Source organism: Candidatus Solirubrobacter pratensis (assembly GCF_000425945.1).
Classification (GTDB): domain Bacteria; phylum Actinomycetota; class Thermoleophilia; order Solirubrobacterales; family Solirubrobacteraceae; genus Solirubrobacter; species Solirubrobacter pratensis.
Map to the genome: position 1 here is coordinate 230000 of NZ_KE384480.1, position 21838 is coordinate 251837.

The 21838-nt window shown below is 74.9% G+C and carries 18 protein-coding genes; 8 read left to right on the forward strand and 10 right to left on the reverse strand.

Annotation, left to right across the window (positions count from 1 at the left end):
* Nucleotides 1-44: 44 nt before the first annotated feature.
* Nucleotides 45-278: a hypothetical protein gene (locus H958_RS0125600; protein ID WP_028060725.1), complete on the forward strand. Its 234-nt coding sequence runs from the start codon at nucleotides 45-47 to the stop codon at nucleotides 276-278.
* A gap of 585 nt (nucleotides 279-863) precedes the next feature.
* Here H958_RS0125600 and H958_RS0125605 read toward each other — a convergent pair.
* The 5 genes from H958_RS0125605 to H958_RS0125625 all read right to left on the reverse strand — a co-directional run bounded on the left by H958_RS0125605 (nucleotide 864) and on the right by H958_RS0125625 (nucleotide 5733).
* Nucleotides 864-1304 (reverse strand): hypothetical protein, encoded by a 441-nt coding sequence (locus tag H958_RS0125605; RefSeq protein ID WP_028060726.1) that lies wholly within the window; start codon nucleotides 1302-1304, stop codon nucleotides 864-866.
* A 97-nt stretch (nucleotides 1305-1401) separates the two neighbouring features.
* Nucleotides 1402-2556 carry an oxalate decarboxylase family bicupin gene (locus H958_RS0125610; RefSeq protein WP_028060727.1) on the reverse strand — a complete coding sequence of 385 codons (1155 nt, stop codon included), beginning with the start codon at nucleotides 2554-2556 and terminating at the stop codon, nucleotides 1402-1404.
* 65 nt (nucleotides 2557-2621) lie between these two features.
* Nucleotides 2622-3359, reverse strand: a complete 738-nt coding sequence (locus H958_RS0125615) for a collagen-like triple helix repeat-containing protein (RefSeq protein ID WP_196807568.1) — start codon at nucleotides 3357-3359, stop codon at nucleotides 2622-2624.
* Nucleotides 3360-3506: 147 nt separating this feature from the next.
* Nucleotides 3507-4541 carry a LacI family DNA-binding transcriptional regulator gene (locus H958_RS0125620; protein ID WP_028060729.1) on the reverse strand — a complete coding sequence of 345 codons (1035 nt, stop codon included), beginning with the start codon at nucleotides 4539-4541 and terminating at the stop codon, nucleotides 3507-3509.
* A gap of 124 nt (nucleotides 4542-4665) precedes the next feature.
* A complete protein-coding gene (locus tag H958_RS0125625) occupies nucleotides 4666-5733 on the reverse strand; it encodes a M24 family metallopeptidase (RefSeq protein WP_081686271.1) in 1068 nt (355 codons plus the stop codon).
* An 85-nt stretch (nucleotides 5734-5818) separates the two neighbouring features.
* Here H958_RS0125625 and H958_RS0125630 point away from each other — a divergent pair, with 85 nt between their 5' ends.
* The 4 genes from H958_RS0125630 (at nucleotide 5819) to H958_RS0125645 (ending at nucleotide 10481) form a co-directional block, all read left to right on the forward strand.
* Nucleotides 5819-6607, forward strand: coding sequence for an IclR family transcriptional regulator (locus H958_RS0125630; RefSeq protein ID WP_028060731.1), 789 nt, complete (start codon nucleotides 5819-5821; stop codon nucleotides 6605-6607).
* Between the two features lie 65 nt (nucleotides 6608-6672).
* A complete protein-coding gene (gene pyk / locus H958_RS40365; RefSeq protein ID WP_051324818.1) occupies nucleotides 6673-8139 on the forward strand; it encodes a pyruvate kinase in 1467 nt (488 codons plus the stop codon).
* Nucleotides 8140-8230: 91 nt separating this feature from the next.
* Nucleotides 8231-8947 (forward strand): ABC transporter ATP-binding protein, encoded by a 717-nt coding sequence (locus H958_RS40370; RefSeq protein ID WP_051324819.1) that lies wholly within the window; start codon nucleotides 8231-8233, stop codon nucleotides 8945-8947.
* A complete protein-coding gene (locus tag H958_RS0125645; protein ID WP_028060732.1) occupies nucleotides 8940-10481 on the forward strand; it encodes a hypothetical protein in 1542 nt (513 codons plus the stop codon). The genes H958_RS40370 and H958_RS0125645 overlap by 8 nt, the downstream gene beginning before the upstream one ends.
* A 40-nt stretch (nucleotides 10482-10521) precedes the next feature.
* Here H958_RS0125645 and asnB read toward each other — a convergent pair whose 3' ends face one another.
* Genes asnB through H958_RS40375 form a run of 5 tightly spaced genes read right to left on the reverse strand, consistent with a single transcriptional unit; the run spans nucleotide 10522 to nucleotide 17836 of the window.
* On the reverse strand, nucleotides 10522-12360 hold the full coding sequence (asnB, locus tag H958_RS0125650; protein ID WP_028060733.1) for an asparagine synthase (glutamine-hydrolyzing): 1839 nt from the start codon (nucleotides 12358-12360) through the stop codon (nucleotides 10522-10524).
* A gap of 15 nt (nucleotides 12361-12375) precedes the next feature.
* Nucleotides 12376-13926 carry an acyl CoA:acetate/3-ketoacid CoA transferase gene (locus H958_RS0125655; protein ID WP_156028279.1) on the reverse strand — a complete coding sequence of 517 codons (1551 nt, stop codon included), beginning with the start codon at nucleotides 13924-13926 and terminating at the stop codon, nucleotides 12376-12378.
* Nucleotides 13927-13980: 54 nt separating this feature from the next.
* The gene (locus tag H958_RS0125660; protein ID WP_028060735.1) at nucleotides 13981-15897 is read right to left on the reverse strand and encodes a transglutaminase-like domain-containing protein; all 1917 of its coding nucleotides are present in this window, start codon (nucleotides 15895-15897) and stop codon (nucleotides 13981-13983) included.
* Nucleotides 15894-16844: a DUF58 domain-containing protein gene (locus H958_RS0125665; protein ID WP_028060736.1), complete on the reverse strand. Its 951-nt coding sequence runs from the start codon at nucleotides 16842-16844 to the stop codon at nucleotides 15894-15896. The genes H958_RS0125660 and H958_RS0125665 overlap by 4 nt, the downstream gene beginning before the upstream one ends.
* Complete coding sequence (locus H958_RS40375) at nucleotides 16841-17836, reverse strand: AAA family ATPase (RefSeq protein WP_037411464.1); 996 nt, start codon at nucleotides 17834-17836, stop codon at nucleotides 16841-16843. The genes H958_RS0125665 and H958_RS40375 overlap by 4 nt, the downstream gene beginning before the upstream one ends.
* Nucleotides 17837-18059: 223 nt before the next feature.
* Here H958_RS40375 and H958_RS0125675 point away from each other — a divergent pair, with 223 nt between their 5' ends.
* The 3 genes from H958_RS0125675 (at nucleotide 18060) to H958_RS0125685 (ending at nucleotide 21784) form a co-directional block, all read left to right on the forward strand.
* The gene (locus tag H958_RS0125675) at nucleotides 18060-19211 is read left to right on the forward strand and encodes a hypothetical protein (RefSeq protein ID WP_028060737.1); all 1152 of its coding nucleotides are present in this window, start codon (nucleotides 18060-18062) and stop codon (nucleotides 19209-19211) included.
* Between the two features lie 153 nt (nucleotides 19212-19364).
* Entirely contained in the window at nucleotides 19365-20645 is a 1281-nt protein-coding gene (locus H958_RS46805; protein WP_028060738.1) for a hypothetical protein, read from the forward strand.
* A 56-nt stretch (nucleotides 20646-20701) separates the two neighbouring features.
* Nucleotides 20702-21784, forward strand: a complete 1083-nt coding sequence (locus H958_RS0125685) for a S1 family peptidase (RefSeq protein ID WP_028060739.1) — start codon at nucleotides 20702-20704, stop codon at nucleotides 21782-21784.
* Nucleotides 21785-21838 lie beyond the last annotated feature (54 nt).

The window sequence follows — 21838 nt, forward strand, 5'->3', positions numbered from 1 at the left end:
GTCACACTCCTGTCAGCTCGATCCTGCGGCGATGGGAGCCGGCGATGAAGGTGCAAGCGACTGTGGTCTTGACCTTTCAGGCCAAGACGCTGACAGAGGCGGGCGCCGTCCTGGACGACGTACTGGCGCGCGCGCGTGAACGGGAGGAGGTCGACCTGGCCGGCGTGGAGGTGACCACTCCGCCCGGTGACCGCCTCGTCACCCTGCCGTCATTCCCGGCGGCGGCCCGCGCGACACCGGGCGTGCCGTTCACGGGCACCATCGGCAACGGGTCGTAGGGCGGGGCGGTTGGTCCGGCCGTGACTCGTCGACGCCGCCCGCGGCGCGCGTGACGTTGCGGGGTCGCCGTTCACCCGCCCGGCGGGTTTCTCGCGTGCGCGCGCGAGCGCCCCTGGCGGGATCGGCGAGCTGCGCGAGTAAGGGATCCGGGTCGATCTCGCGTGCCGGCCTGACGGTCGCGATCGACCAGTCGCTCGGCGCGATCGCGCACGAACGATCACTGCCGCGCACGAGTCCGAGGGGGTGCCCTACGAACCTTCGGACTGTTCGAAGGTTCGTCGCGCACCCCTCGCCCGCCGCCGGGAATCGATCACCGCTGCCGACTGGTGTGGCCGTTTCTGCCGTGGGTGGTCTCGTGGGCGTTGGGGGTCGGCGCGTCGACCGCGGGCGGCGTTGGCGCCTGGCACGCGGGGCTCGGGTCGAGCGGCGACCCGGGTCCCGCGAGGACAGGACCCGCGGGCCGCGCGAATCCGGCCCTCCGGTGTGACCGTCACTCCCGACCCCGGCACGGCGACACGACGAGGGCGATGAGGCACAACCCTCGTACCCGCCGGCGGGGGTGGCGCCCTTGGGCGCCGTAGCGGTCAGCCGTTGGGGCCGCCGATGGCCCCGTTGCCCGCGGAGACGTTGACGTTGCCGACCGCGCCGCCGATGATCGTGGGGCCGATCACGGTGGCGATCTGACCCGTCGTCGGGCCGACGAAAACGAGGCCGGCGCCCTGGCACGTGAGGTTGGCGGGGCGCGCGACGCCGCCCTGGGCGTCGTTGCCGGCCGCATACCCGCAGGCGCCGCTTGCGCTGGTGATCGAGTCGCCGCCGCTGCCGCCGAGCCCGCCCCACCCGCCGGGGTACGTACCGATCGGGATCGTTCCGCCGCCGGGAGGGATCGGGGCCTGGAGGGTCGCGGGGCTCGAGGACGTGGCGGCGGGGAGCGGGAGGGTGCTCGCCTTCGCCATCGGCGCGGCGCCGGCGAGCACGAGCACCGTGGCGAGCGCCGCGAGGATCAGCCTTCGACTGCGCTTCATGGTGGTTCCTTTCATCAACGGCTATCCATGGTCACGGTGGGGCCTGGGCCGTTGGACTGTTCCGCGGCCCCGTGAGCCCTGGTCCCGCGGTCCGGCGTCAATAGCGGACGACGATCTGCTTGCGCTTGGAGAGGGCCGAGATGAAGCGGCGGTCCACGGGCACGTGGGCGCGGACGAGATCGACCGGTGAGAGCGCCAGCCACTGGTTCAGCGAGACGTCCTCGAAGCGGGGTGCGCGGAACATCTCGAGGAAGCGCAGCGGCGCGGTGCCGGTGTTCTCGACGTAGTGGCCCATCGGGAAGGGGACGTAGCCCACGTCGCCGGCCTGGTAGTCGAACGTGTTGGCCGTGCCCTCGGCGCCGAAGACCGTCATCCGCGCCTTGCCGGAGACGTAGTACTGCCACTCGTCCGCGTTCGGGTGCCAGTGCAGCTCGCGCATCCCGCCCGGGTCCACCTCCACGATCGCCGCGGCGATCGTCTTGGCCGCCGGGAAGTTCGAGGAGTCGACGATCCGCACGCGGCCGCCGGGCGCGTCGATCGGCTTGGTGTCCGACAGGCGGTGGACGTAGCTCTCCTTGATCGTGCCCGCCGGCGAGTGGACCTCGCTGGAACGCAGCGAGCCGGGGACTTCGGCCGGGAAGATGTAGCGCTTGCTCTCGATGTCGGCGGGGATGCGATCGAACGCCGACTCCGGCACGCCGAAGTTCTTGGCCAGGATGCTGCGCGGCGTATGCGCGATCCAGTCGGTGAGTAGGAACGTGCCGAACTCCGAGAACGCGCCGTCGTCGAACACGAGCAGGAACTCGCAGCCCTCGTCGAGCGCCTGGATCGAGTGGGGGACGCCGGCGGGGAAGAGCCACAGGTCGTCCTTGCCGACGTCGGCCACGAAGTTGCGGCCCGCGAAGTCCATCGCCGTGATGCGCGCGTTGCCGGCCAGCATCAGCGACCACTCGGCCGCGTCGTGCCAGTGCAGCTCGCGGATCGCGCCCGGCTTGAGCCGCATGTCGACGCCCGAGATCGTCTTCGCGATCGGGAAGTCGTCGACGGTGACCTGCCGCGCCCAGCCGCCGTTGCTCACGCGCGTATGCGCGATGTCGAAGGAGAACTTCAGGTTCGGCAGGTAGCCCGCGTCGGTCGTGGGCGGGAGCAGCCGATCCGGGTTCTCGCGCTCCAGCGGCTCGTTGCGCGGACCGAGGATGGTCCCGCCCTCATCGCCGTCGAGCGGCTGCGGCGCGTCGTCGGCGCGGGAGATCGCGGCCGCGCCGGCGGCGGCGGCCGCCGCGGCGGCCGCGCTGCCGGCGATGAACTCGCGCCGCCTCACCGGAAGGCGAGCACGTCGAACCTCGCGTTGCTGACGGCGTAGTTCTCGCCGCCCTTGGTGCAGGAGTTGGCGACCGCCGCCGTCAGCGTGTGCGTCGCGTCGCCGCCGGGCTCCGACAGCGTGCCCACGTTCACCGGGACCGTCACGGTGCGCGAGGCGGGCGAGGACGGCGCGACCGCGAACGTCTGCGCGTTGCCGTCGACCGAGATCACGACCGCGTTTCCGAACGACCCGGTGCAGGAGGCCGGGATGCCCACCGTGACGTTGCCGGTGATCAGGTCCAGCTCCCCGGCCGACTGCGTCCAGGTGTTGCCGCTGAGGGGGATGCTCGTCGAGGCGCTGTTCGCGGCCGAGACGCTGCCCGAGGAGCGCGCCTTGAGCGCGATGCTCGCGCTGCCGTTCTGACCGGCCGGGCCGGCATCGCCCTTGAGGCCGGGGATCCCGGCGAGCCCCATGTTGCCCTCGCTGCCGGCGTTGCCGACGTCGCCCCTGAGGCCCTTCAGCAACTGGCCCTTCCCGAAGTCCGTGCTGGCCAGCGTGCCGTTGCGGACGCTGGAGGTGGTGACGGCGCCCTTCGCGAGCTTGGCGTTCGTGACGGCGCCCTTGGCGATCGTGCGCGTGGTAACGCTGTTCGGCGCCAGCCGCACGGCGGCGTACGACGAGCCGCCGAGCGCGACGAACAGCGCGACGTACGCCACGATGTTCGACCGTAGGTGGACAAGGACCCTCTGCATTGCAACCTCGCAGCGACTTGGAGACAGGTGCTCCGAGAAGAGTGCGGGGCACCGGTCCGCTTGAGGGCTGATCCGCGTTCCAGCCCGCACGGGCCGAGGGGACAGGCCCGCTCGGCGCCGCACCACGAGCGCGTACCCGCGCCTCCCTCAGTCGCGCGGCGGCGGGCCGCAGCTGTCGCGGACGATCACCTGCACGGGCAGCCGGGTCGGCTCGTCCGTCGCCTTGCCGGCGCCGGGGCGCCGGCCGAGCGCGTCGAGCAGGCGCTCGACGCCGACGCTCCCGAGGCGGTCCATCGGCTGCGCGATCGCGGTCACCGCCGGCGTCATCTGGCGCGTCCAGGCGACGTCGTCGAAGACCAGCAGCGAGATGTCGTCCGGGATCCGAAGCCCGGCCTCGTTGATCGCGGCCAGCGCGACCTCGCCGAGCACGTTGTTGGCGGCGAAGATGGCCGTCGCGCGCGGGGACTCGGTCAGCAGCTCGCGCGCCGCGGCGACGGCGGGCTCGCGCATGAACGAGCCGGAGCGCACCAGCCGCTCGTCGACGGGCACGCCCGCGCCGGCGTGCGCGTCGAGATAGCCGGCGAGGCGCTCGCCGCCGGTCGTCGTCGCCCGCGGGCCGGTCAGGATCGCGATCCGCCGGTGCCCGAGGCCGAGCAGCAGGCGCGTGCCCTCGAAGGCGCCGCCGCGGTTGTCGACTGTCACGGAGGGAACGCGCAGGCCTTCGAGCTCGCGGTCGACGAGCACGACCTGGACGCCGAACTCGAGCGCGCGCTCCCATTGCTCGAGGTTGGCCCCCGTCGGGACGGCCAGGATGCCGTCGACGCGGGACTCGAGCAGCACGTCGATGTACTCGGACTCCATCTTCGGGTCCTCGCTCGTCGCGCACAGGATCAGGTGGTGGCCGGCCTCGCTCGCCGCCTGCAGCGCACCGGCGGCGACGAACGAGTAGAACGGGTTCGTGATGTCGGCCACCAGCAGGCCGAGCGCCTCGGTCCGCTGGAGCTTGAGGCCGCGGGCGAGCGCGCTCGGGCGATAGCCCAGCTCCTGCGCCGCGGCGAGGATCCGGTCGCGCGCGTCCTGGCTGGTGTAGCCGTTGCCGGTGAGCACGCGCGAGACCGTGGCGGTGCCGACGCCCGCGCGCGCGGCGACGTCCTTCAGCGTGGGGCGGCGGCGCGGGGTCATCGCAGGTCGGTCCTCAGCGAGCGTGGAGCTCGCCGTTGTTCGCACCAGAGGCGGAATGTAGCCACACCCGCTCGGGGAGGCGGGTGCGGGCTCATCCGCCGCCTACCTGAACGGGCAGCGGGACCTAGACGCAGTCCAGCGCGCGCGGCGTGCGCAGCAGCGCCTCAGCGCCGTCACGGCCCACGACGACCGGATCGCCGAGGACGTGGAAGCCGGCGAGCGGGGTGAACGCGTTGGGATGGACGATGACGACGGCGTTCTCCTCGAGCACCAAGGGGTTGCCCTCGACGATCGCGATCTCGTTGCGCTTGAGCCCATGGCCGTGCCCGCGCAGGGACTTGCGCTCCGCGCCGCAGTAGGCGCCGAAGCCGTGGCGGCGCAGGACGTCGTTCTGCGCCTTGGCCACCTCATGCGCCGTCACGCCGGGGCGCAGCGCGTCGAGGCCGGCGGCGGTCGCCTCGTCGAAGAGCTCGAACGAGTCGCGCTGGCCGGTCGTAGGCGAGCCGACGATCGCAGAGCGGCAGATCTGCGCCCAATAGCCCTCGAGCTGCGGCGTCAGCTCGACGCGCACCATGTCGCCGTCGCGCACGCGGCGGCTGCCGGGCGACGACATGCGGCGCACTTCGCCCCCGCCGGAGGCCACAAGCATCAGGTTGTCCTCCGCGCCGGCGGCATGCAGCGAGGCCTCGACGGCCGCGCGCAGCTGGTACTCGGCGACGCCGGGCCGCAGCGCTGCCAGCAGGATCGCCCAAGAGTCGTCGCACATGCGCGCGCAGCGCCGCAGCGTCTCGATCTCCCAGAGGCTCTTCACCATCCGGACGCGTTCCATCAGCGCCGTGGCGTGGACGATCTCGGCACCCTCGAGCGCCCGGAGGCTCGCCGCGGGGAGGAGAGCCGCGTGGGTGACACCGAGCCTGCCGGACGCTACCGAGGAGAGCTCGAACAGGGGCCTGACGTCTTCGACGTAGCCGGCGACCCAAACCGCGTCGACGTCACTGCTCGAGTCGACGAAGGCGATCGGGTCGCCTTCGAGGGGGAGGTAGGCGAACGTGACCGGGGAGCGCAGGCGGGCGCCGGTGAGGTAGCGCACGTTCTCGCGCCGGTGGCGCGGCCCGTACGCGAGCAGGCCCTCCAGCTCCGCCTCCGCCATCGCCGCTCGGACCCGGCGGAATCTCCAGTCGCATTCGCCCATGATTTCGTTCTACCAGGAGAATCCTCCGTCGCAATGAATTCTTCAGCGCGGAATGCGTTTCCCTGATATATACGCACACGATCAGGTGATTCTTGAAGACGCCACACCCCCCGAACCGGCATACCGGATCGAGTCCGTCGACAAGGCGCTGCGCCTGCTGTGGCTGTTGCGCGACGAGCGCCGGCTGACGGTCTCGGAGGTGAGTAACCGGCTCGGCGTGGCGCGCTCCACGGCGCACCGGCTGCTCGGCATGCTGGTGATGCACGACTTCGTCCAGCAGGACCCGGAGACCAAGGCGTACATGCCGGGGCGCGGGCTGGTCGAGATCGGGCTCGGCGCGCTCTCCAGCCTGGACGTCCGGCGCGAGGCGCGGCCAGAGCTCCACCGCCTGGTTGCCGAGGTGCGCGAGACCGTGCTGCTGATCGTCCTCCAGGGCGCGCGCACGCTGGTCGTCGACGCGATCGAGTCCGACGAGGTCGTCCGCGTCAGCGCCCGCACGGGCGGGTCGATGCCGCCGCACACCGTCTCCGGCGGCAAGGTGCTGCTCGCCGGGCTTGACCCGGAGCACGTCCGCGCGCTGCTGGGGCCGGAGCCGCTCGAGCGCCTCACCGCGGACTCGATCACCACCTACGCCGAGCTCGACGCCGAGCTGGAGGCGGTGCGCGACCGTGGATACGCGACCAACTTCAACGAGGCCGAGCTCGGGCTGTCGGCCATCTCGGTGCCGGTACCTGTACCTCCGGGCGTCATTCCGGCGGCGATCACGGTCTCGGCGCCGACCGCCCGGATGTCGCTCCGGCGCATGCCTGCGCTGGTCGCGACGACGCAGGCGGCGGCGTCGCGGATCGCCGAAGCGGTGCGCCGGACGGTCTGAGGAACAGGCACACCGCGGCGGGTGACCAGTTGCCTGGCAGTGCGTATGCACTGACCATTGGATCCGTGACCGCAACGCACGCGTTCGAAGCACCCGCCGCCACCGCCGGGCCGACACCCGAGCCGGGTGCCCGAGTCGCCCGCCGCACCAAGATCGTCGCCACGCTCGGCCCGGCGACCGACGCGCCCGGGGTACTCGACGCGCTCGTCGCCGCGGGCCTCGACTGCGCACGCCTGAACTGCTCGCACGGCACCCCGGACGAGCTGCGGCGGCGGGCGCGCGAGGTGCGCGCCGCCGCAAGGCGCGCAGGCCGGCCCGTGGGCCTCCTGTACGACCTGCAGGGGCCGAAGCTGCGGCTCGCGGCCGACACCGTCGAGCGCAAGCTGCACCGTGGTGACGTGGTCGTGCTGACCGGCGAGCATCCCGGCGGACCCGGCCGCGCGGTGGTCGAGTTCAGCGGCTTCGCGCGGCTCGTCACCGAGCGCTCGGAGATCATCGTCGGCGACGGCGTGCCGCGGCTGGCGGTCGAGAGCACCGGGGCGGCCGAGGTCGTCGCGCGGGCGCTCAGCGCGGGGCGGCTCGCGCCGAGCAAGGGCATCAACGTCACGCATTCGCGGCCGGAGCTGCCGGCGATCACCGAGAAGGACGTCGCCGACCTCGACGTCGCGGTGCAGGAGAGCGCCGACTTCGTCGCGCTCTCGTTCGTCCGCAGCGGCGCCGACATCGACGAGCTTCGCGCCCGCCTGCTCGCGCTCGGCTCACGCGCCCGCGTGATCGCGAAGATCGAGACGCTCGAGGCCTACGAGAACCTCGACGAGATCCTCGTCGCCGCCGACGGCGTGATGATCGCGCGCGGCGACTACGGCGTGACCGCCGGGCTCGCGCGCGTGCCGCTGATGCAGAAGGACGTGATCCGGCGGGCGACGCGAGCCGGCAAGGTCACGATCACCGCGACGCAGATGCTCGAGTCGATGATCCACGCGTCCGAGCCGACGCGCGCGGAGGTCGCCGACGTCGCCAACGCCGTCATCGACGGCACGTCCGCGGTCATGCTCTCGGCCGAGACGAGCGTCGGGCAGTTTCCCGTCGAGGCGGTGCAGGCGATGTCGCTCGTCGCCGAGTCGGCGGAGGAGTGGCCGGAGCTGCGCCGGCGCGACGTGCGCGCCGGCACGGCGGCCGCGGCCGTCCTCCACGCCGCCGTCGAGCTGGCCGACGAGCTCGAGGCGCGCGCGATCGTCGTCCCGACGGCGACCGGCGGATCGGCACGCGCCTGCTCGAAGTACCGCCCGCGCCAGCCCGTGATCGCGATCGTGCACGACACCCAGGTGGCCGAGCAGCTCAGCATCGAGTGGGGCGTCTTCCCGGTCATGGCCGAGGCGGCGCCGACGTTCGAGGATCTGCTCGACGGCGCGCTGCAGGCGGCGCGCGACTACGGCGGCTGGCCGTCCGGCGCGCGCGTGATCGTGACCACCGGCCGGCAGCCGGGCATCTCGGGCGCGACGAACGTGATCGTCAAGCGCGAGCTGCCCTGAGGCCTCGTGATCGTGCCCGCCGAGCCGGCCGGATAGCCGTCCTCTCATCGAGCAGGCGCCGCCGCGGGGCGGCGAGCGTCAGACTGCGGGCGTGCGGGATGCGCTGCCACTGGAGGTCCACGGCCTCACGCGCCGCTACGGCCGGCTCGTCGGGCTGCATGCGCTCGACCTCGAGCTGCGCGGCGGCGAGTGCGTCGCCCTGATCGGCGCCAACGGCAGCGGCAAGTCGACCGCGGTGCGCACGATCGCGGGCCTGCTCGAGCCCAGCGACGGCTCCGTGCGCATCTGCGGGCACGACCCGCACGCCGAGCCCGGCGGCGAGTCGGCGCGCGCGGCGCTCGCGCTCGTGCCGGACGCTCCGCTGCTCTACGAGGACCTGACCGTCCGCCAGCACCTCGAGCTGGTGACGCTCGTCTACGGCGCCGGCGGCGGCGACGCCCGGATCGACGCGCTGCTCGAGCGGCTCGGGCTGACCGCCCGGGCGGAGTTCCTGCCGACCGAGCTCTCGCGCGGGATGCGCCAGAAGACGGGTCTCGCCTGCGCGCTCATCCGGCCGGCCGCGCTGCTCGTGCTCGACGAGCCGGTCGTGGGCCTGGACCCGCCGTCGCAGGCGCTGCTGGTCGAGCTGCTGCTGGAGGCCAAGGCGGGCGGCGTCGCCGTGCTGCTGACCACACACCAGATGGGCTTCGCCGACCGCGTGGCGGACCGGGCGATCGTGCTCGCCGAAGGCGAGATGCTCGATCAGGGGCCGTGGGGCGAGGTCCGGGGGCGCGCGGCGCAGCGCGGCTGGGCGCCCGGCGATGGGTAGCGCGGTCCGGGTCTCGGCGATCCGCGCGTTCTGGCGCGGGGCGCATCCGCCGCCGAGCCTGCTCAAGCGCCTGGAGCCGGTGTACTACGTGTTCTTCACGCTGGTGTTCATCGGCCCGCTCTTCTACGGGACCGCGAGCACCGCGCTGGCGGAGGTGGCGACGCCGCACGCCGTCTCGCTGTGGGGCCCGTCGCTCGCGCTGGTGGGACTGCTGGCGGCGGCGCGGTGGGGCGCCGTCCAGGGGCCGGTCGTGTTTTCCGTCCCGGACGTCGCCTGGCTGCTGAGCGCCCCACTGCGACGGAAGGACCTGGTCCTCTGGCGGCTCGTCCGCGGGCTCGCCGCCGGCGCCGGCGGCGCGGCGATCGTCGCCGGGCTCGTGCTCGTCGGCGTCGCCGGCGATCATCGAGGGGTCGCCGCGGATCGCGCGGCCGGCTTCGTCGTCGCCATCGCGCTGCTCGGCGTGCTCGGCGTCGCCGCCGCATCGCTCGTGCAGGGCTCGCGGCGCTGGGACACGGCGACGCGCCGGGCCGTCTGGCCGGCGGCCGCGATCGCCGTGGCGCTGGTCGCCGCCTCGGCGCCCGGCTTCGCGCTCTGGTCCGGGCCGTGGGGGTGGGCGCTCCAGCCGGTCGCCTCCGGCGGCGCCTGGGAGCCGGCGGTGGCCCTGCTCGCACTGCTCGCGGCCGCCGCCGCCGGGCTCGCGCTCGCGCGCCGCGGCGCCGCGCCGACCGAGCGCTACGTACTGCGCGCCGAGGCGCGCGGCGGAGCCGTCGCGGCGCTCTATTCGTTCGACGCGCGCTACGCGCGCCGCAGCTTCACGCGCGTCGGCGGCGGACCCGCCCGGACGCGCCGCCTCCGGCTGCCGGTCCCGCGCTCGCCCGGGCTGGCGGTCGCCTGGCGCGACGCGGTCGCGGCGCTGCGCGCCCCGCAGCGCCTGGGGGAGGCGCTGCTGCTGGCCGCGGGCGGCGCGGTGGTGTGCGTGGCGGACGCCGAGCACACGGCGGCGGTGGCCGGGGGAGCGCTCGCGATCTTCGCCGGCGCCTCGCGGCTGTTGGAGCCGCTGCGCGCCGAGACCGACAGCCCGGATCGCGGGCGCCTGCTGCTGGGCTCGCCGCTGGGCCGCACGCTGCTGCGCCACGCCGCTCTTCCCGGCGCGGCGGTCATGGCCGCCGCCGCCGTCGCCGCGGCGGGCTGCGCCGCCGCCGGCGCGCTGCCGCGCCACGGCGCCGCGGCCGCGCTGCTCGTCGTCGCCGGCACGCCCGCGGTGACGCTGTGCGCGGCGCTGAGCAGCCGCCGCGGAGGGCGGCTGCCGCCGAGCGTGATGGCCGTCGCATCGACCGACACGAGCGGCATGGGCGGCGCGATCGTCGTCGCATGGATCGCCGCGTGGCCGGTGCTCGGCATCGCGCTCGGTACCGCGCCCGTGAGCTCGGTCACCAGGCACGGGACCGCCGGCCTCGCGCAGCTGCTCCTGTTGCTCGCCACCGCCACGGCGACGCTCGCCGCCGCGCTCAGATGGGAGCGCTTCGCCCCGTGAGCCCGGCGCGCACTCGGCGCCGGGCTCGGATCGTGTACGGCTAGAACGTCAGGGTCGGGTGGTACATGTCGATCCACGTCGCGACGTCCAGCGCGCGCTCGATCCCGTGGCGGTACGCCGAGTTCAGCACCGCCGGGTCCTCGAGCGCCGCGCGGGCGACCCACGTCCCGTCGACGAGCGACCACACCTCGTGGCTCGGCTGCGCGAGCAGCTCGAGCGCCTGGCGCTGGATGTCGCCGATGTAGAGCACGTCCTGCGTCGACGGGTACGGGCTCTTGACGCGCTGCACGACCGACTCCGGCAGCACGTCGCGCACCGCGCCGCGCAGCAGGCTCTTCTCGCGCCCGTCATAGGTCTTCTGCACCCACGGCGCGTTGTAGACGTACTCGACGAGGCGGTGGTCGCAGAACGGCACGCGCACCTCGAGCCCGACGCGCATGCTCATGCGGTCCTTGCGGTCCAGCAGCGAGCGCACGAAGCGCGTGAGGTGCAGGTAGCTGGAGATCCGCATGCGGTGCTCCATCTCGCTCTCGCCGTCGAGGTGCACGACCTCGGCGATCGCGGACTCGTAGGACTCGCGCCGGTAGGCCGCGGGGTCGAGCGCGGCGTCGACGTCGGCGCGCAGCATGCCGGCCGCGTCGCGGATCGGCCCGAACGGGATCGCGAGCCACGGGAACGTGTGCGCGCGCTGCGCGACCGGGTCGTGGAACTGCTTGTAGCCGCCGAAGATCTCGTCGGCCGATTCGCCTGACAGCGCGACCGTCGAGCGCTCGCGGATCGCACGGCACAGCAGATACAGCGACGTGTCCATGTCGCCGAGCCCGGACGGGATGTCGCGCGCGCCGATCACCGTGCGGCGCACCTCCGGGTCCGACAGCTCACCGTGGTCGAGCACGATGTCGTGGTGCTCGGAGCCGACGTGCTGCGCGACGTCGTGCACGTACGGCGTGTCGGGCGTGCCGCGCACCTCGTCGGGCACGAAGTGCTCGGCCTGGCCGACGAAGTCGACGGCGAACGTGCGCACCTGCTCGCCCTGCGACGCGAGCTGGATCGCCGACAGCGCGGTGATCGCGCTCGAGTCCAGGCCGCCGGAGAGCAGCACGCAGCGCGGGACGTCGGAGATGAGCTGACGAGGGACGATGTCGTCGAGCAGCTCGCGCACGCGGGCGACGGTCGTGTTGACGTCGTCGTCGTGCTCGCGCGTGGTCAGGCGCCAGTAGGTGCGCGAGCGCATCCCGTCGGCGTCGACGGTGACCATCGTTCCCGGCTCGACCTCCTCCATCCCGGCCCAGACCGCGTGCTTCGGCGTCTTGATGAAGGAGAACAGCTCACGCAGGCCGTCGGCGTCGACGGCGCAGCGCGCGAGCGGGTTGGCGAGGATGGCCTTCGGCTCGGAGCCGAACAGCACGCCGTCTTCGGTGCGGTAGACGTACAGGGGCTTGATGCCCATGCGGTCGCGCAGCAGCACGAGCTTGCTCTCGCGCTGGTCCCAGATGGCGAACGCGTACATGCCGTTGAGGCGGTCGGCAAGGCCGCAGCCCCAGCGCAGGTAGCCGCGCAACACGACCTCGGTGTCGCTGTCGGTGTCGAAGCGCTCGCCGCAGCGCTGGAGCTCGTCACGCAGCTCCATGTAGTTGTAGGCCTCGCCGCTGTAGACCATCGCGACATCGCCCGTGGAGGTGCTGACCGACATCGGCTGGACGCCGCCGACGAGGTCGATGATCGCGAGCCTGCGGTGGCCCAGCGCCGCGGGTCCGTCGACCCAGGTTCCCTCGGCGTCCGGTCCCCGGCAGGCCATCGTCGCCGTCATCTCGTCGATGGTCTCCTGCTCGCGCGTGAGGTCACGCTCGAAGGAGATCCACCCGGTGATTCCGCACATTGTGCGCCTTTCGTGTCATCGCGCGTCCAGCCGCATGGGGGGATCCCGGAAGATCCCGGCAGTCATCCGCCGCAGGCCGGGGGAGACGCGGGGGCGGAACCCCATGTGCGCGATCACGTCGCGCTCGAGGTCCACGCCGGGCGCGACCTCCGCGATCTCCATCCCGCATGGCCCCAGCCGCAGGACGCAGCGTTCGGTGATGTAAAGGACCTCCCGCCCAGTTGCTTGGGCGCGCGGGCCGCTGAAGGTGACGTGGCCGACGTCGGCGACGAACTTCGACGTCCCCGGCCTGATGATCTTCAGCCGGCCGCCGCCGACCTCGACTTCGGCGCCGAGCGCAAAGGTGCCGAGGAAGTACACGGCATGCGCGTTCTGGCTGATGTTGATGAAGCCGCCGGCGCCCGCGAGGCGGTCGCCGAAGCGGCTGACGTTGACGTTGCCCCGCCGGTCGACCTCGGCGACGCCGAGGAAGGCCTGGTCGAGGCCGCCGCCGTCGTAGAAGTCGAACTGGTACGGCTGGTCGATGATCGCGGCGGCGTTGGCGCCGGCGCCGAAGCTGAGGCCGCTGGCCGGGACGCCGCCGATGCCGCCGGCCTCGACGGTCAGCGTGAAGCGGTCGAGGATCCGCTCCTCGTTGGCGACCGAGACGATCCCCTCCGGGACGCCGATGCCCAGGTTGACGATCGCGCCGTCGGCGAGCTCGAGCGCGGCGCGCCGGGCGATCACCTTGCGCGCGTCGAGCGGCAGCGGCGGCAGCTGGTCCTCGTCGAGGTGGATCTCGCCGCTGTAGGCCGGGTTGTACTCCTCGGCGAACGTCTGCATGTGGTTGTGCGGCTCGGCGACGACGACGTGGTCGACGAGGATCCCGGGGATCCGGATCGAGCCGGGCGAGACGGCGTGGCTGGTGGTCATCCGCTCGACCTGGACGATCACGGTGCCGCCCGAGTTCCTGGCCGCCTGCGCGATCGACAGCGACTCGAGCGTGACCGCCTCGTGCTCGACGGTCACGTTGCCGTTGACGTCGGCGGTCGTGCCGCGGATGAACGCGACGTCGATCGGCCGGGTGGGGTAGAAGAGGTGCTCCTCGCCCTTGAGGTAGTGCAGGTGGACGATCGGGTCGGTCGTCGCCTCGTTGAGGCGGCCGCCGTCGATCCGCGGGTCGACGAAGGTGTCGAGCCCCACCTTGCTGACGAGCCCCGGGCGGCCGGCCGCGATCTCGCGGAAGAGCTGCGCGATCACGCCCTGCGGAAGGCAGTACGCCTCGATCTGGCCCGCCAGCGCAAGCCGGCCGAGCGCGGGCGCGAGCCCCCAGTGGCCGCCGATCACGCGCTTGACGAGATCCGGGTACGCGAGGTGGTTGAGCCCGCGCGCGGCGCCGTCGCCCTGGCCGGCCGCGAAGGTCAGCGTGAGTCCGCGGGGCGCACCGGTCTGGCGGTGGCGGCGCTCGACCGCGAGCAGCAGCTCCTCCGCGACGCCGATGCCGACGAACCCGCCCGTCGCAAGCGTGTCGCCGTCGCGAATCAGTCGCGCCGCCGCGTCGGCGCTGATGATCTTCGTGGATCGCACAGGTAATCCAAGCGTGCAAACGCTGACCACCCGACTCACTGGCCACCGGGCCAGTTAGCGCGCGCTTCGGATCAGCAACCGCGCGGCCTGGAGCGGCCCAGCATCACGCGCGAGCGCGCGCGCGAGCGAGCGTTGCCCGCGGGACGGCTTGACGCGGGCGAAGCGCTGGTCCTGCAGCTCGCGGGCGAGCCCGGCGGTGTGCGGGCCGACGCGGGCCGCGAGGTCGCGCTGGAGCTCCGCGAGCGTGGCCTGCGGACCGGCGCCCAGGAGCCGCGCGAGCCGCTCGGCGGGGTCGCGGCGGCGCGGGCGCCGGGCGGCCGCCAGCGTGGCGAGGACCAGCGCGGCGAGCACGAGCGGCGGGCCGTCGGCGCGCGCGTGCCGCGGGCCGCCGCCGAACTCGCTCGGGACGGCGGCGGGATCGGCGGGCGGCGTCGGGTTGAACGGGACCCAGCCGACGCCGGCGAAGTAGACCTCGATCCAGTCGTGCGCGTCGAGGTCGCGGACCTCGTAGCCGCGGCCGCGCGCGACGCCGGTGGCGAAGCCGGCGACGACGCGCGCGGGCACGCCGGCGAGCCGCAGCAGCAGCGCCGCGGCGCCGGCGAAGTGCTGGCAGTAGCCGGCGTGGGTGCGCAGCAGGAAATCGGCGAGCGGCAACGGCCCGGGCCGGCCGACGTCGGTCGTATAGCGGAAGCGGCCACCGCCCAGCAGGTGGCGCTCGACGCGCTGCACGACGTCGTACTGCGTCGGCGCGCCGGCGGCGAGCCGGCGCGCGAGCGCGGCGACCCGGGCGTACGGGGAGGCGTCGGCGGCCGCCTTCGCGGCCGCGCTGTGAGGCTCGCCCCACAGCGGCGTCGGGATGTCGAGCGGCCGCGGCAGGCGGATCGGGATCGAGAGCGGGCCGAGGATGACCACCGAGGCCTCGCCGCCGATGCGCGTGTACGCGAGCAGCCGCGGATCGGTGGGATTCGGCGCCCGGCGCAGCGTGGCCGCGTCGGCCTCGACCGCGTCGGCGTCGACCCGGTACGTCGCGCCCGGGCCTGGCAGCGGCGAGATGCTCCAGGCCTCGCCGCCGATCGGCTTCGCGGCCCCGGGCGCGGAGATCGACTCGACGCGCCCGGGCGAGACGGCGAGGTCGTCGCGCAGTCCGCGCACGTGCACGACGATCGGCGCGGGCTGCGCCTTGGGCTCCGGCAGCGCCGCGAACCCGCGCGCGGCGCGCCACGTGACGCCGTCGAAGAGGTTGAGCGGCTGCATCCGCCACAGCAGCGGGCGGCGGGAGTCGACCTCCAGCATCGTGGCGCCGCTGCGGCGGTCCCCCAGCGGCCCGTACGTCGGCTCGGTGCTCAGCGTGCGGAAGCTCGGGTGGCTGTGGTCGAGCGTGCGCGGAAGGCGCAGCCAGCGGTGGTGCGGCCCGATGCCCTGCGCCGCCGCGGTCGAGGCGAGTGCGACGGCGGCGCTGAGCGCGACCGCCGCGGTGACGGTCGCGCGCGGCGCCGCCCACCACAGCAGGCCGCCCAGGACGACCGCGCCGCCCTGCCAGACCGCGGCGCTCGGCGGCCCCAGCACGAGCGCCGCGCCCCATGGCAGCGCCGCGAGCGCCAAGCCGGGTGCCGGCGGGAGCGCCGCGGCGCCGATCCAGGCGCCGCCTGCGAGCAGCAGCGCGGCGGCGAGCGCCCACGGCACCTGCCCGACGGGCGCCGCGCTGACCTGCGTCAGGCTCTGGAGCCCCGCCGCCAGGTGCGCGGGGTCATGATCGGTGACGCCGGCGAGCAGCGGCGCGGCGACGATCCAGGCGGCGAGGGTGAGCACGGCGGCCCGGCGGCGACCGCCCGTGAGGGCGATCAGGACCCCCGCGGCGATCGCCACGGCGACGCGAGCGCCGAACCCGGCCACGAGCCCGGCCCAGGCAGCCACGCCCGGAGCCGCGAGGAGCACCAGCGCGACGGCCCGCGTCCGCGGCGCCGCGTTCATGCCGCCTCCACGCCCTTCGGGAGCGGTGGGCGCGGGGACGGGCGGACGCCGGCGGCGCTGATGAGGATCGCCCCCGGCGGCGCCAGGGTGGGCGGCCCGGCGCCGAGCAGCGCGAGGCGGCGATGGACGGCTCGCCAGCTTGCCGCGTCGCCGACGGTGGTCTCGCCCTCGTCGCCGGGAAGCACGACGCGGCAGCCGCCGGCGCGCGCGAGCTCCTGCACGTGACCGGCCGCCGCGCGCGCGACCCAGTCGAGCGCGCCGGGCGTCGGGTCGCCGGCCGTGTCGACCACGACGAGCGGGAGGTCGTGCGCCGCCGTGGCGAGGCGGCGGGCGTACAGGCCCGCGCCGCGCGCGAGCGCTGGCCAGTGGATGCGCGAGACCGGGACGCCCGGCACGTACGCGTACAGGCCGTCGGGCTCCGGGTCCCCGGCCGCGGCGGCCGTCGCGCTCGCCCGCGCCGCGGCCTCGTCAGGCGCCGGCAGGACGAGGAAGCGGTGCGCAGCGCCCGCGGTCAGGCGGCGCTCGGCGATGCCGAGGCGGTCGCGGATCCGCAGCTGCGACGGGGCGAGCAGGTAGCGCCCGCGGCGCGGCACGGTCAGCGCGAGGCTCCCCGCGGCGGCGGCCGTGCCGCTCTCGCGCCGCGGTCCCTGCGTCGTCTCGAGCGGCCTCCAGGCGCCGTTGCCGTCGAGCGCCTCGATCGTCACCGGCAGCCGGCCGAGCCCGCGCACGCCGAACTCGACGGCGAGCGGCTCGTCCTCGCGGACCTCCGTCTCGAGCACCGTGCGGGTGACGCGGATGCGGCGGGCGGAGAGGTCGGTGACGGCCCATGCGGCGAGCGCGACGAAGGCGAGTGCCACGGACGCCGGCGTCAATGCGGGGGAGGGCAGCGTCCCCGCGACGGCGGCGAGGAAGGCGGCGGCCGCCAGCAGCGCGAGCGGGCGCGTCATCGTGCCGGCACGCGCGCGAGGGTGTCGAGGACCACCTGCTCCTGCGCATCCGGCGCTGCCGCGGCGGTCGGGTGGATGCGGTGGCTGAGCACCGCGGGGGCGAGCGCGCGGACGTCGTCGGGCAGCACGTGGTCGCGCGCCGCGAGCGCCGCCCTCGCCCGCGCCGCGGAGAGCAGCAGCACGCCGGCGCGCGGGCTCGCGCCCACCTCGGCGAGCGGATGCTCGCGCGTGCCGTTCAGGATCGCGACGACGTATTGCAGCAATGCGTCGCTCGCGTAGACCGTCGCGACGGCGTGCTGGGCGGCGAGCAGCCGTTCGGGCCGGGTCACCGGCGCGGGGGGCGGCTCGTGGGCGCCGCGCAGGAGCGCGACCTCCTCGCCCGCGTCCGGGTAGCCGAGCGAGATCCGCGTCATGAAGCGGTCGAGCTGCGCGGGCGGCAGCGGATAGGTGCCGTCGCGGCCCGCGCTCGGGTTCTGCGTCGCGATCACGGTGAACGGGGGCGGGATCGGGCGCGTGCGGCCGTCGACCGTCACCTGCCGCTCCTGCATCGCCTCGAGCAGCCCGGACTGCGTCTTCGGCGTCGCGCGGTTGAGCTCGTCGACGAGCACGACGTTGGCGAACACCGGGCCGGGGCGGAACTCGAACGTGCCGCTCTGCGGCAGCCATACGCTCGTCCCCACGACGTCGCCGGGCAGCAGGTCGACGGTCGCCTGCACGCGCGCGAAATCGCCGTCGAGGCAGTGCGCGAGCGTGCTCGCGAGCCGTGTCTTGCCGACGCCCGGGTGATCCTCCACCAACAGGTGGCCGCCGCCGAGCACGGTGGCGAGCACGACCTCCAGCGCGTCGGCGGGCATCCGCACAGCGGCGGCGACGCCGGTGCGCAGGCGTGAGCCGAGGCGTGCGACCTCGGCGACGCCGACCCGCTCCCGGGCGGCAGCGGCGAGCCGCGGTCTCAGCCGCGGCGGTCCGTCGTGCTCCGGAAGCGCGCTCATCCCGCCGCAACATGGTCACGGCATCGACGCGCCGCGTCATCGCCCCGCAGCGGTGTCTTCGCGCTCCCCCGAACGGCGTGACCGCGCGCACGGGGCTACGCCGGCGGGCGTACGCCGGCCCGGAGGGTCGGGGGATTCGGGTCCTCGGTCCAGTGCCAAAGGTGCGTCCCCGAGGCGATGGTGCCCTGGTCCCCCTGCCCCCACGGACCCAGGACCTCCGCCGATGCGCCACAGGCTCACCCCCGGCCCCCGCGCGGCGCGCCTCACGCCGGTCGCCGCGGCGGCCGTCGCCGCCGCCGCGCTCGCCGCTCCGGCGGACGCGCAGACGACCGCGTCCCCGATCTCGGTGGACGCGGCGCACGACGCGGTGACCGTCAGCGGACTCGGCTTCGGCCAGGCGACGCTGCAGGTCACGCGGCCCGACGCCGCCACCGGTGCGCCGGTCGTGATCGGCCAGTTCGCGGACGTCGCGTCGCCGGGCACGCCGTTCACGGTCAACACCACGGCTCCGTCGGCGCTGAACCCCTCCGGCGACTGCTGGCAGGCCGGCGGCCTCTCGCTGCCGGGCGGCACCGGCCTCGTCCCCGACATGCTGCCGGGCGACACCGTCGCCGTCGGCGGCCAGAACGTCACGGTGGCGGCCCGGGGCTTCGACTACAAGGCCGCGACCGGCGGGCCGATCGCGGGCTGCGACGGGGTCTCGACCTGGGGCCGCAACGTGGTCGAGAGCGCGTCCTTCGTGCCTCCCGGCTTCGACCTGCGCGTCAGCGGCCAGGCGCAGCCGCTCACGACGGGCGTCGCGGTGACCGCCACGGACGGCAGGACCACCACGCCGGCCGTCGACGTCGCACCGGGTGCCGACGGGGGCTGGGCCGCGACGATCCCCGCGGGCGCGCTCGCCACCCTCGCCGGCGGCTCGATCCAGGTCGGCGGCGTCTTCGCCGTGCCGGACGTCGCGAGCGGCGCTCCGTCGCACATCCGCGGCCGCCCGTTCAGCGTCTACAAGGCGACGCCCGCACCCGCCGTCGCGCCGTCGCAGCCGGCGAGCCCGGCGGTCCCCGCGATCAGGCTCCGCGGGCTGCTCGCGCCGTCGAGGATCTCGCTGCCCGCGGTGCGCGCCGGCAAGCTCAAGGTCTCCTTCATCGTCCCGGCCGCCGCCAGGTATGTGCGCGTGCGCCTGGCGCGGCCGGGGCACACCGCCCTGCTGGTGATCGCCCCGGCCGCGAAGCCGGGCACGCGCCAGACGGTCCGGCTCTCGAGCGCCGCGCTCAACCGCAGGCTCGTCCCCGGCCGGTACACGGTCACCGCGGGCGCGGGCGAGTTCAAGATGCGGCTCGGAAGCGCCGTGCTGCGGAGAACCGTGCTCATCAGGTAGCCGCGGCTTCGCATGCGGCGGCGACGTCCCGGGCCGCCGGGCCGCCGCCCGTTTCCCGGGCCGCTTGCGTTTCCGTGCAGGCTGACCGGGTCAATTCGAACTGGCCCGGTGGACAGCTATCCCGGGTTTTGCGCCTGACCAGCATCGACAAGGATGCTTCGGGCGCTCCTCGATCGACTTCTCCGCCGGCGCGGCCCGGCGCTGGGCCTCGCGATCCTCGTCGCGGGGACCTGCGCCGCGCTGCACGCCGGCGGCAGCTCGCCGCAGGGCGAGACGACCGTGAAGCTCGCGAGCTTCCAAGCCGCGGCGTCCCTGTCTTCAAGGGACGCGTTCGCGAGCGATGGCGGCCCCGGCCAGGTCCGGCCCGGCGATGGACAGGCGCCGGGCCCCGGATCGTCCGGGGCCGCCTTCGCGAACCGCGGCGGCGGACGCGTGCCGGGTCGCGGCTCGTCCAGGACGCCGTTCGCGAACGACGGCCGCGGTGGATCCGCCGGCGGGCAGGCGCCGAGCGGCGAATTCTCCGGGACCCCGTTCGACAGCGGGGGTGACGGCGGCGGTCATGGCGGGGGCGACGGCGGCGGTCATGGCGGGGGCGACGGCGGCGGTCATGGCGGCGGCGGGGGCGACGGCGGCGATGGCGGCGGCGGCGACCAGGGTGGCGGCGGCCACGGTGGCGGCGGCCACGGCGGCGGCGGCGACCAGGGTGATGGCGGCGACGAAGGCGGCGGGGGCGACCCCGGCGACACGCCGACGCCCGCGCCGAGCCCGGAGCCGACGGCCAGCCCCGAGCCGACCGCGACCACCACGCCGACGGCGACCGCGACGCCGGCGCCCACCAACACGCCGAGCCCGACGCCGCGCCCGCGGCCGTCGCGGCCGGCTCCCACCTCCCCTCCAAGCACGCCCAATCCCGGCACAAGCCCGGGCGGCGGCGCGATCCCCGGCGGCGGCGGTGGCGGTTCCCCGAGCGGGCCTTCTCCCTCACCCGCACCGCCATCCGCTCCCTCGCCGTCCGCGCCGTCGCCCGCCCACCACTCCCCGGCGCCCGCGCACCACCGCGGCCACCCGACGCCGAACCGCGGCCGGGGCGGGGTCCCCGCGCCGCCGGTGTCGGGACCGTCGCCGACCCCCACGGCGACCGGCTCCCTGGAGCCGGTGGCGCCCGCCAACGGCTCCGGCGCCGCGCCGCCCGCACCGCCGGGCGCGCGCGCCGCGGGCGGCCACGCGTCCGAGCCCGCGCACACCGTCGGCCCCGGGTCCAAGACCGGGACGCCGCCGGAGCACAGCTCGCGCACGATCCCGCAGATGCTCGGCCTCGCACACGCGGTGAGCGTCCGCGGCTTCGCCGTCCCGGTGTGGGCCTGCGTCGTCGCGCTGATCCTGCTCCTGTCGGCTCCGCTCGCGGGGTCGCGCCTCGCCAACCGCCACCACTGATGGGCGACTCGCGACCGCTCGTGCCCCGAGTCCTGCGGCGCCGAGGACCGCGGCGGGTGCTGGGCGCGCTCGCCGCGCTGACCTGCGCCGCCGCGCTCGTCCCCGCCGCCGCGGCCCCCGGCGCCCCCGCGATCGTCGGCGGCGCGCCGGCTGCCGCCGGCTCCTGGCCGTCGATCGCGTACCTTCGCGGCACCTATCACGACGGCAACGGGGACGCGCACGAGTTCGCGTGCACCGGCTCGGTGGTCGCGCCGCAGTGGATAGTGACCGCCGCGCACTGCACGTTCGGCGACGGCTCCCGGCCGCCCGAGCAGATGCAGGCGACGCTCGGCGTGACCGACTACAACGATCCGTCCGCCCAGGTGATCGGCGTCGACCGCTTCGTGCCCGACCCGAGCTACAACGCGGACAACCAGCTCGGCGACATCGCCCTGGTCCACCTCGTCTCGCCCACGAGGCAGCCGCCGATGCCGATCGCCACGTCGGGCGGCAGCTACTCCGACACGCGGGGCGCGCCCGACGCGGCCGGCTGGGGAGCGACCGACGAGAACGGCACCGCGTTCTCGAGCCGGCTTCAGCAGGCCTACGAGCAGGTGCGCTCGCCGGACGAGTGCAGCTCGCTGATCGACGGCTTCGATCCCCGCACCCAGACCTGCGCGGGCACCAACGGCCAGACCGGCGCGTGCTTCGGCGACAGCGGCGGGCCGCTCGTAGAGACCGACAGCTCGACCGGGCACCCTGCGCTGTGGGGCGTGACGAGCTATGGCCCGCAGGAGGGCGCCGGCCTCGCGCCGTGCTCGACCAGCCTCCCGGCCGTCTACACGCTGGTCCCCGCCTACGCCGGCTTCATCAACTCCACGCTCTCCCAGCCCGCGACGGCGTCCGGCTCGCCGCCGTCCGCCGCGGCCGCGGCCGTGCCGGTGTCCGACCGGTCCATGTCGCGCACGCTCGCGTGCCGCCGCGCGCGCAAGGCCGTCACGGCCGCCCGCAAGGCCGAGCGCACCGCGCGGCGCCGGCTGACGGCCGCCCGCCGCCACATCGGCGGCGCCGCCGCCCAGGCTGAGCGCACCTACCGCAAGGCCCACCGCAAGCGCGTCCGCGCGGCCGCCGCCGCCTCGCGCCGCTGCCGCGCCTCATAGGGACTGCCGCGGCTGTCCGAACGGCCAATGCCGGGGGCGGGGCACCGGACCTAC